The organism is Hymenobacter persicinus, assembly GCF_004167665.1.
Classification (GTDB): Bacteria; Bacteroidota; Bacteroidia; order Cytophagales; family Hymenobacteraceae; genus Hymenobacter; species Hymenobacter persicinus.
In genome coordinates this window covers 23,037-33,359 of the sequence record NZ_SEWE01000048.1, presented here as the reverse complement: position 1 = coordinate 33,359, position 10,323 = coordinate 23,037, and the positions used below count along the sequence as shown (strand labels likewise).

6 protein-coding genes and 1 pseudogene are annotated in these 10,323 nt (G+C 64.1%); all 7 read left to right on the top strand.

All coding sequences use genetic code 11. The features are described from left to right. A pseudogene (locus EWM57_RS21230) lies at positions 1-183 on the top strand (hypothetical protein); the annotation flags it as partial. Next, a complete protein-coding gene (locus tag EWM57_RS17615) occupies positions 180-1,130 on the top strand; it encodes a pectinesterase family protein (RefSeq protein ID WP_129922468.1) in 951 nt (316 codons plus the stop codon). The pseudogene EWM57_RS21230 and the gene EWM57_RS17615, both read left to right, overlap by 4 nt. 11 nt (positions 1,131-1,141) lie before the next feature. Then, complete coding sequence (locus EWM57_RS17610) at positions 1,142-2,149, top strand: pectinesterase family protein (RefSeq protein WP_242510127.1); 1,008 nt, start codon at positions 1,142-1,144, stop codon at positions 2,147-2,149. A gap of 544 nt (positions 2,150-2,693) precedes the next feature. Then, complete coding sequence (locus EWM57_RS17605; protein ID WP_129922466.1) at positions 2,694-5,942, top strand: SusC/RagA family TonB-linked outer membrane protein; 3,249 nt, start codon at positions 2,694-2,696, stop codon at positions 5,940-5,942. A gap of 50 nt (positions 5,943-5,992) precedes the next feature. Further along, positions 5,993-7,795 carry a RagB/SusD family nutrient uptake outer membrane protein gene (locus EWM57_RS17600; protein ID WP_129922464.1) on the top strand — a complete coding sequence of 601 codons (1,803 nt, stop codon included), beginning with the start codon at positions 5,993-5,995 and terminating at the stop codon, positions 7,793-7,795. Positions 7,796-7,806: 11 nt separating this feature from the next. Then, a complete protein-coding gene (locus tag EWM57_RS17595) occupies positions 7,807-8,151 on the top strand; it encodes a cupin domain-containing protein (protein ID WP_129922463.1) in 345 nt (114 codons plus the stop codon). 81 nt (positions 8,152-8,232) lie between these two features. Continuing rightward, positions 8,233-10,320: a pectate lyase gene (pelA, locus tag EWM57_RS21665; RefSeq protein ID WP_242510126.1), complete on the top strand. Its 2,088-nt coding sequence runs from the start codon at positions 8,233-8,235 to the stop codon at positions 10,318-10,320. Positions 10,321-10,323: the final 3 nt, after the last annotated feature.

The window sequence follows — 10,323 nt, the reverse complement described above, 5'->3', positions numbered from 1 at the left end:
TACGGCCGCCAGGACAACACCCATTTCAGCGAGCTGGGGGCCCGCAAGATGGCCCAGCTCGTGTTTGGCCAGGTGATGGCCCAGAAGCTGCCCGGCCTGTCGGAGCACCCGGAGCAGCCCACGGCCAAGAACGCCCTGCCGCCCGTACCCACCGCCAAAGACGCCCAGCCCACCACGCCATGAAGCACCTGCTGATACTGCTGAGCCTGAGTTTGCTGCTGGCCGGCCGGGCCTTTGGCTACGACTTCGTGGTGGCCCAGGACGGCAGCGGGCAGTATCGTACGGTGCAGGAAGCCTTCAACGCCGTGCCCGACTTCCGCAAGAAGGTGACGACCATCTTCATCAAAAAGGGCATTTACAAGGAAAAGCTGATCCTGGCCGGCTCCAAGCAGCTGGTTCACCTCATTGGGGAAGACCGCGAAAAAACGGTGCTCACCTACGACGACTACAACCAGAAGAAAAACATCTTCGGCGAGGACAAAGGCACCTCGGGCTCGGCCAGCATCTACATCTATGGGCCCGACTTCTCGGCCGAAAACCTCACCTTTCAGAACTCCTCCGGGCCGGTGGGGCAGGCCGTGGCCGTCTGGGTGGCCGGCGACAAAGCCCGGTTTAAGAGCTGCCGCTTCCTCGGGTTTCAGGATACGCTCTACACCTACGGCTACGGCAGCCGGCAGTACTACCAGGACTGTTACATCGAGGGCACCGTCGACTTTATCTTCGGCTCCAGCACGGCCTGGTTTGAGCAGTGTACCATTTTCTGCAAAACCGGTGGCTACGTCACGGCCGCTTCCACACCCGACACCACCCGCTACGGCTACGTGTTCAACCGCTGCCGCATCGTCGGCGACGCGCCCGCCGGCTCCTTCGTGCTGGGCCGGCCCTGGCGGCCGTTTGCCAAAACCGTGTTTCTGCACTGCGAGCTGGGCCCCCAAATCCGGGCCGCGGGCTGGGACCACTGGGACAAGGAAAGCAACAAGCAAACCGCCTACTACGCCGAATACCAGAGCACCGGCCCCGGCGCCGCGCCCCGGCAGCGGGTCGGCTGGAGCCACCAGATCAGTGCCGAGCAGGCCCGCGCCTACACCCGCGACGCCGTGCTGCGCCACTGGAATCCCACCCAAGAATAAGCCCTGACCCCATGCACCTTTCGAATCTGCTTCTGGCGGCGGGCCTGCTGCTGAGCGCTCCGTTGGCCGCCCAAACCACGGCCCCGGCCGCAAAACCCGCTACGCCCGTTGCGCCCGCCCCGCCCCAGGTCACGCGCATGACCGTGGCCGCCGACGGCTCCGGCGACTACCGCACGGTACAGGAGGCGGTGAATGCCGTCCGGGATTTGTCGCAGGTGCCGGTGACGATTTTCATCAAAAACGGCACCTACCGCGAGAAGCTGGTCGTGGCCTCGCACAAAACCCAGGTGAAGCTGGTGGGGGAGAGCCGCGACGGAGTCGTTATTACTTACGGCGACTATTCCGGCGACGCGGCCCAGCACAAAACCTACACTTCCTACACCGTGCTGGTGCAGGCCACCGACTTCACGGCCGAGAATATCACGTTCCAGAACTCGGCCGGGCCGGTAGGGCAGGCCGTGGCCTTGCACGTGGAAGGCGACCGGGCCATTTTCCGCAACTGCCGCATGCTGGGCCACCAGGATACGCTGTACATGGCCGTCGAAAACAGCCGCCAGTACTACGTGAACTGCTTTATCGAGGGCACCACCGACTTTCTGTTCGGCACGGCCACGGTCGTGTTTGAGGGCTGCGAGCTGCGCAGTAAGAAGAACTCCTATATCACGGCGGCCAGCACCACCGAGCACCAGCGCTACGGCTACGTGTTTCTGAACTGCAAGCTCACCGCCGACTCGGCCGCCACCAAGGTGTACCTGGGCCGGCCCTGGCGCCCCCACGCCCGCACCGTGTTTATCAACACCGTTATGGGCGCCCACATCACGCCCGCTGGCTGGGACAACTGGCGCAACCCGGAAAATGAGCGGACGGTTTTTTACGCCGAGTATAACTCGACCGGGCCGGGCGCCAGCGTCAAAGACCGGGTGAAATGGTCGCGGCAGCTCACGGCCAAGGAGGCCCGGCAGTACACGCTCAAAAATATCTTCGCCGGGGGAGCAGGGTGGGAGCCCACCGCCCGGTGAGGGCGCCCGGCCACTCGTCATCACCCGTACCCGCCCGCCCAGGCGGGTATTTTTTGCGCTTGCCGCCCGCCCCACTCGGATGCCGAGGCGGCGTTTGAGCCGGGGTAGGAGGGCAGCAGCTACGGGAAAAGCCGGTCGACAACTGATGGGCAGCGGATTTGCTTGGAAAAATTCAATTCCTGGGAAACGTCTGCGGAAGAGCAGCCAAAAGCATGATTTAGGGCGAAATAGTAATCTTGATAGGTATAAATTATACTAAAGCAAGTTGATGGGCCGATTGGTAACGTTCCCGGCAACGTTTGCACAAATAAAAACCTCGGTCGACTTCCCATTCAGCAGGCGGTAAACTAAACTTAAAGACCCGGAAGAGCGAGTTCGAGGCCAAAATGGCCCCTGCACTGCTCCTTCGGGTGCCGCCGCCGGGCACTGGTCTTAGAAAAAAGCAAAAACGATTTTTCCCGACCCGCACCAGCCCCCGGAAGGCTCCCCCGCTGAAATACGAGTACGAGTACCCTTTACAAATTCCCACAGTCACCTTTTCACCATGAAAAAGCATCTACTGTTACTTTGGCTGCTGCTGAACGTAACCTTGCTGGCCTCGGCGCAGCAAGCTCAGCAGCGCCGCATCCAAGGGGTCGTCCGCTCGACCGAAAAAGACGAGGCCCTCCCCGGCGTGACGGTGGTGGTGGTCGGCACGACCAACGGCGCCTCGACCGACGGCGACGGCAAATTTGCCATCAGCCTGCCCGCGGGCACCACCGACGTGACGCTGCGCTTCAGCTACATCGGCTTTCTGGGCAAGGATGTGAAAGTAGGCAGCAGTGACAACGTAACCGTCGCGCTGAGCCCCGACACGAAAACCCTCGACGACGTAGTAGTTATCGGCTACCAGGAAGTGCAGCGCCGGGACGTGACCGGCTCGGTTTCGTCGGTCAACTCCCAGCAGATCAAGGACGTGCCCGTTAACTCGGCCGCCGAAGCCCTGACCGGCCGCCTGGCCGGCGTGCAGCTGACCTCGGCCGAAGGCACCCCCGGCAACGCCAACGTGCAGATCCGGGTGCGCGGCGGGGGCTCCATCACCCAGGACAACTCGCCGCTCTACGTCGTAGACGGCATTCAGGTGGAAAACGCCCTGTCGGTTGTTTCGCCCCAGGACATTGCCTCCGTTGACGTGCTCAAGGACGCCTCGGCCACGGCCATCTACGGGGCCCGCGGCGCCAACGGCGTTGTGATTATCACCACCAAGAAGGGCCGCGAGGGCAAGGTGTCCGTGACGTACACCGGCTTTGCCGGCTTCCGCCGCCTGGCCCGCAAGCTCGACCTGATGAACCCCAAGGAGTACGTGAACTATCAGTACGAGCGCGCCCAGTCCATCGGGACGGCCGCCGGGGGCATCAACACCTTCAAAACCGCCTTCGGCACTAAGAACTTCAACAGCGACACGCTCAACGCCAGCCGCAACGCCCCGAACATTGACTGGCAGGACCAGGTGTTTGGCCGCGACGCTTTCCAGCAGACCCACAACGTATCGGTAGCCGGCGGCGCCGCGGGCACCACCTACTCGCTGAGCCTGACCGACAACCAGGAAGAAGGCATCCAGCGCGGCTCCGACTACGACCGGAAGCTGATCAACTTCCGCTTCGACACCAAGGCCAGCAGCCGCCTCACGCTGGGCCTGAATGCCCGCTTCAACAACCAAAAGATTAACGGCTCGGGCACTTCCAGCGCCCTGTCCACCGTGACCTCGCGCCTGCGCAACGCCGTGCAGTTTCAGCCCCTGGCTGTGCCCCTGGCCGGCGCCGTAGACCCGACGCAGTTCGACGAAGACTTCTTCCAGCAGTCGAGCCTGGTGAACCCGCTGATTGCCATCGACAACGAGTACCGTCTGGACCGCCGCCGCACGACCAACATCAGCGCCAACGCTGCGCTGACCATCATTCCCAAGCTCGTGTTCCGCTCCACGGCCGGCTTCGACATCACCGACTCCAAGCTCGAGACTTTCAACGGCCGCTACTCGCCCACCATCCGCCAGCAGGCCGGCAACTACGCCACCCTGCCGTTTGCCTCGGTGAGCACGGGCGTGCTGACGACCATCAACAACTCAAACGTGCTGAGCTACTCCTTCGAGAAGGGCAAGCACGTCGTTGACGCCCTCGTGGGTCAGGAAATCTACGAGCAGCAGAGCAACACCCAGTACATCCAGACCAACTTCCTGCCCCTGGACATCACCGCCAAGCAGGCGCTGGCCAACATCAACCAGGGCGTACTGCCCGCCGGCACCGTGGCCCAGCCGATTCTGCCTACCACCGGGGAGCCCATCAAGGCCCACCTGCTCTCGGGCTTTGGCCGCCTCAACTACACCTTCGCCGACAAGTACCTGCTGACGGCCACCTTCCGCGCCGACGGCTCGTCGAAGTACGCCGTGGGTAAGCGCGTGGGGTACTTCCCCGCCGCCTCCCTGGCCTGGCGCGTGTCGCAGGAAGACTTCCTGAAGCCGATTACGGCCATTTCTGACCTGAAGCTGCGCCTGAGCTTCGGTCTGGCCGGCAACAACCGCATCAACGACTTCTCCTACCTGCGCCTGTTCTCGGGCGGGGGCGGCGAGTACTGGCTCAACCACATCCGCGTGGGCGGTGCTGCGGTGCCCTTCCTCGAAAACCCCGACCTGAAGTGGGAAACCACCGTGTCGCGCAACGTGGGCATGGACCTGGCGTTGTTCAGCAACCGCGTGCAGTTCACCGCTGACGTGTACTACAACACGACCCGCGACCTGCTCGTGAGCCGTCCGATTCCGGTGGTGACGGGCTACGCCGCCCAGCTGCAGAACATCGGCTCGACCTCGAACCGCGGCGTGGAACTCCAGCTCAGCGGCACGGTGCTCGAAACGCCGGACTTCACCTGGAGCGCCAACTTCAACACCTCCTTCAACCGCGGCCGCATCGAGAGCCTCGGTGGCGCCCCCGAAATTCCGGGCGTATACTCGGGCTGGGCCAGCACGGCCATTTCCCAGGACTTCGTGGCCCGCGTGGGTCAGCCCATCGGCCAGATGTACGGCTACGTCACCGACGGCTTCTACACGGCTGACGACTTCGAGTCGTACAACCCCACCACCCGCACCGGCGTGCTCAAGGCCGGCATCCCGTCCGACGCCAGCGTGCAGGGTCAGCCCGTGGCTCCCGGCATCATCAAGCTCAAGGACCTCAACGGCGACGGCGTGGTGAACGACCTCGACCGGACCGTTATCGGTAACGCCAACCCCAAGTTCACGGGCGGCTTCAACCAGCAGTTTGCCTACAAGGGCTTCGACGCCAGCGTGTTCCTGAACTTCGTCTACGGCAACGACGTCTACAACGCCAACAAGATTGAGTTCACCTCGGCCATCAACCCGCTCAGCAACATGCTGGACCTGATGACGGACCGCTACCGCACCATCGACAACAACGGCAACGCCATTACCACCCTCGACGGCTTCCGCGACGCCAACCAGAACGCCAAGATCTGGCAGCCCACGCGGCAGCTCTTCACCCACTCCTGGGCCATTGAGGACGGTTCGTTCCTGCGCGTCAACAACGTCACGCTGGGCTACTCGCTGCCCAAGGCCCTCATCAGCCGGGCCAAGCTCAACCAGGTGCGCTTCTACGTGACCACCAACAACCTCTACACCTTCACCAAATACACCGGCTACGACCCCGAAGCCAACACGCGCCGCGCCACTGGCCTGACCCCCGGCGTCGACTACGCCGCTTACCCCCGCAGCCGCGCCTTCCTGTTCGGCATCAACCTGGGCCTGTAAGCCAACTTGGTGATTTTGTAACCGGCGGCAACGCCTCAACTCCAACTCTCATGAAACGCAATAAATTTCGTCTTACCCTGAGCACCGCCGCGCTGGGCCTGTTGGCCGGCCTGGGCGCCTGCAAGGATTACCTCGACGTCGAGCCCAACGCCTACTACACCACCGACCAGCTCTTCAGCACGGTCAGCGGGGCCACCACGGCCGTCATTGCCGCCTACGACATGCTCTCCGGCGACCGGACCTACGGCACCCGCCTCAACCTGTACTACCCCTACGACACCGACGAGCTGATCGGGGCCCCTGGCGCGGCCAACTCCGGCAACCGCGGCATCTCGCGCTACAAGGCCTTCCCGACCAACGCCGAAATCATCAACCCCTGGAACGACCTGTACCAGGGCGTGGAGAAGTCCAACATCTGCATCAAGAACATCCCGCAGATGGACCTCTACCGCAGCGGCAGCGCCGCCGACACGGCCGCTCTGCACCGCCTCTACGGCGAGGCCCTCACCCTGCGCGCCCAGTACCTCTACGAGCTGATCCGCAACTGGGGCGACGTGCCCGCGCCGCTGACGCCCACCGAGGCCACGGCCAGCTTCCTGCTGCCCCAGGTGAGCCGCAACCAAACCCTGGACACGCTGATTGCCAACCTGGGCAAGGCCCAGAAGCTGGTGCCGTGGCGCACCAACATCGGGGCGGCTAATGAGCGGATCACCAAGGGCGCCATCAAGGCCCTGCGGGCCCGGCTGGCTTTGCAGCGCGGCGGCTACTCGGCCAACGCCACCACCGGCCAGATCGAGCGGCCCAGCGACTATCTGAATTACTACCGCATTGCCCAGCAGGAGTGCGCCGAACTGATGCGCCACCGCGAGCAGCACACGCTCAACCCGAGCTTCTACGACTTGTTCAAGAGCTTCAACGAGCTGCGCCGCGAAAGCGCCAGCGAGGTGATTTTTGAAGTGGCCATGGGCGGCGCCAGCGCCACGGCCGACAGCAAGCTGGGCTACTACGACGGCCCCCGCCTGAACGCCTCGCCCCTCTACGGCTCGTCCCAGGGTACCATCGTGGCCGTGCCCACCTACTTCTACGCCTTCGACTCGACTGACGTGCGCCGCGACGTGACGCTGACGCCCTACACCATCGGTACCAACAACAACCAGGCGGGCACCACGCTGGTGGCCATCACCACCGGCAAGTTCCGCCGCGACTGGCGCGTGCCCCTGCAGAACGGGGCCGGCAACTACCTGGGCTACAACTGGCCGCTGATCCGCTTTGCCGACGTGCTGCTGATGTTTGCCGAGGCTGAAAACGAGCTCAACGGCCCGAGCACGGCCGCCAAGAATGCCCTGCTGGAAGTGCGCACCCGCGCCTACGCCGGCAACGCCACCCGCGCCGCGGCCGGCCTCGACTTGTCGTCGAAAGACAACTTCTTCACGGCCCTGAAAAAGGAGCGCCTGCTGGAGTTCGGCGGCGAAGGCATCCGCAAGTACGACCTGCTGCGCTGGGGCCAACTGGCCACCCAGCTGGCGGCCACCAAGGCTGAGCTGGCCAAGATGCAGGCTGGCACCGCGCCCTACAACACTGTGCCCGTCAACCAGTACTTCAGAGTCGTGAACGGCCAGGTGCAGTGGGCCCGCTCGTTCTACCGGCCTGCTCCGGCTGCTACGCCCACCGGCACCACCGCGGTGGCGTGGCGCTCCACGGTCAACGCGGCCTACATCACCAACACCAAGCCCGGCGGTACGGGTCTGGCCGCCGACTTCGAAGCCGGCAAGGGCAAAGAGCTGCTCCCGATTCCGCAGAGCACGCTCGATACCGACCCGAATGTGAAGCAGAACTTCGGCTACGGCAACTAACTCATCCCGCTATGTTGCCCGCCTCGAGTCCGCCATTTCTGGAAGATGCTGCCCAGCCCTGGGAAAACCTCGGCGCCGGCGTGCGCCGCAAGGTGCTCGTCTACGGCCCGCAGCTGATGCTGGTGAAAGTGGAGTTTGAGGCGGGCAGCATCGGCGCCGAGCACCAGCACCCGCACCAGCAGATCAGCTACGTGGAGCGCGGCGTGTTCGAGTACACCATTGCCGGCCAGGTGCGCACCCTGCGCCCCGGCGACAGTTGCCTCGTGCCCGGCAATACGCGGCACGGGGTGCGCTGCCGCGAGGCCGGCACGCTGCTGGACGCCTTCACGCCCCTGCGGGAGGATTTCCTGGCCTGACCCGCCGTTCACGCTGCTTGATACCTACTGCCGATGAAACGGTTTTTGATACTACTGCTCCTGGTTTTGGGAATTGGGAAAATGGGGATTTTAACACTCCAGGCCGAGCAGGTGACGGTGGCCGCGGATGGTTCGGGGAAATTCCGGACCATTCAGGCCGCCGTCAATAGTCTTTCCGATGGGGCCACCCGGCAACGGGTGGTCTTCATCAAAAATGGCACTTACCGCGAGAAGGTTTTCGTCGACGGCAAGAGCCACATCACCTTCCGGGGGCAAAGCGAAAAGGGCGTGATTCTGACCTACGCCCAGGCCCGCGACGCCTGGCGCTGCGACCCCGCCGGCGGCCCCGACGACTGGGGCGTGGCCACGCTCAACCTGCGCAACGCCCCCGACATCACCCTCGAAAAGCTGACCATCATCAACAGCTACGGCTTCGACGCGGCCGGCGACGTGACTATCGACTGCGCCGTGGAGGCCACCGGTAAAAAGCTGATCAGCAAGACCGGCCACCAGATGGCCCTGCGCACCATGCCCGGCACCACCCGCCTCACCGTGAAGCACTGCACGCTGCGCGCCCTGGGTGGCGACACGGTCAGCCCCTGGGACGTGGACGCCGGCCTCTACTACTTCAAGGACTGCACCATGGAGGGCGGCGTGGATTTCTACTGCCCTCGCGGCTGGGCCTACGCCGAAAACTGCCGCTTCATCTGCCACAGCCCCAACGCCGCCATCTGGCACGACGGCTCGGGCAGCCAGGAGGAAAAGACGGTGCTCAAAAACTGCGTCTTCGAGGGCGACCCGGGCTTCAAGCTGGGCCGCTTTCACCGGGAGGCGCAATTCTATCTGATCAACTGCCGCTTCGCCCAGAACATGGCCGATGCCGACATCTACTACGCCACCTCCGGGCCCGGGGCCAAGCGCTGGGGCCGCCGCGTGTACTACGCCGGCTGCCACCGCCGGGGCGGCGACTACGCCTGGCACCAGGACAACCTGGCTTCGGCCGCGGGTGCGCCCAAGGCCTCGCGCATCACCGCCGACTGGACGTTCGGGGGCCGCTGGTACCCGGTTTCGGGCCAGGCCGCCACGGTAGCATTACCGCCGTCCAATCTGCAAAACACCAACTCCACCATGCCTGTAACGGCCATTGCGCTGGCCGAAGCCGCGGCCCAGGCCAAAGCCGGCGGCGCGGCGGCCGTGGACTCGGTGGCCGAGCGGATGCTGGTGTATCAGCGCAGCGTGGGCGGGTGGCCCAAGGCCGTGGGCAATGAGAAAGTGAAGTACGACCACGCCCTGAGCGCCGCGCTGGTCAAGCAAACCCGCGCCGACGCCGGCCATCCCGATGCCACCATCGACAACGACGCCACGACCCGGGAAATCCGCTACCTGGCCAAAGCCTACGCCACAACCGGTAACCCGGCCTACAAAGCCGCCGCCGAAAAGGGCATCGAGTACCTGCTGAGAATGCAGTACGCCAACGGGGGCTTCCCGCAGTATTACCCCGACCGGAGCCTGTACCGCCACCAGATTACCTACAACGACAACGCCATGATCCGGGCCTTGCTGGTGCTGCGCGACGTGGCCCAGCGCAAGGGCGACCTGGCCGCGGTAGATGCGGCCCTGGTGCTGCGGGCGCAGAAAGCGGTGGACCTGGGCGTGAGCTGCATTCTTAAAACCCAGTACGTGCAGCGGGGCACGCTCACGGTGTGGTGCGCCCAGCACGACGAGAAAACCCTGCTGCCCGCCAAGGCCCGGGCCTTCGAGCTGGCCTCGCTCAGCGGGGCCGAGTCGGTGGGCATCGTGGAGTTTCTGATGGGCATCGAGAATCCGTCGGCGGAGGTGAGGAAAGCCATTACCAGCGCCGTGGCCTGGTTTGAGGCCGTGAAGATTCCCAACGTGGCCGTGAAAGAAATTGTCGATTCGAGCCAGCCTACAGGACGGGACAGGATAGTTGTGCCGCAGCCGGGCTCCACCTTGTGGGCACGTTTCTACGACCTGAACACCAACCAGCCGATTTACGTGGGGCGCGACTCCCAGCCGCACGCCGCGCTGGCCGACATCGAGAATGAACGCCGGGCCGGCTACGTGTACGTCAGCACCTGGCCCGAAAAGCTACTCACCAAGGAATATCCGAAGTGGAAGCAGCAGTGGGAGAGTAGCAGCAAATTGTAAATA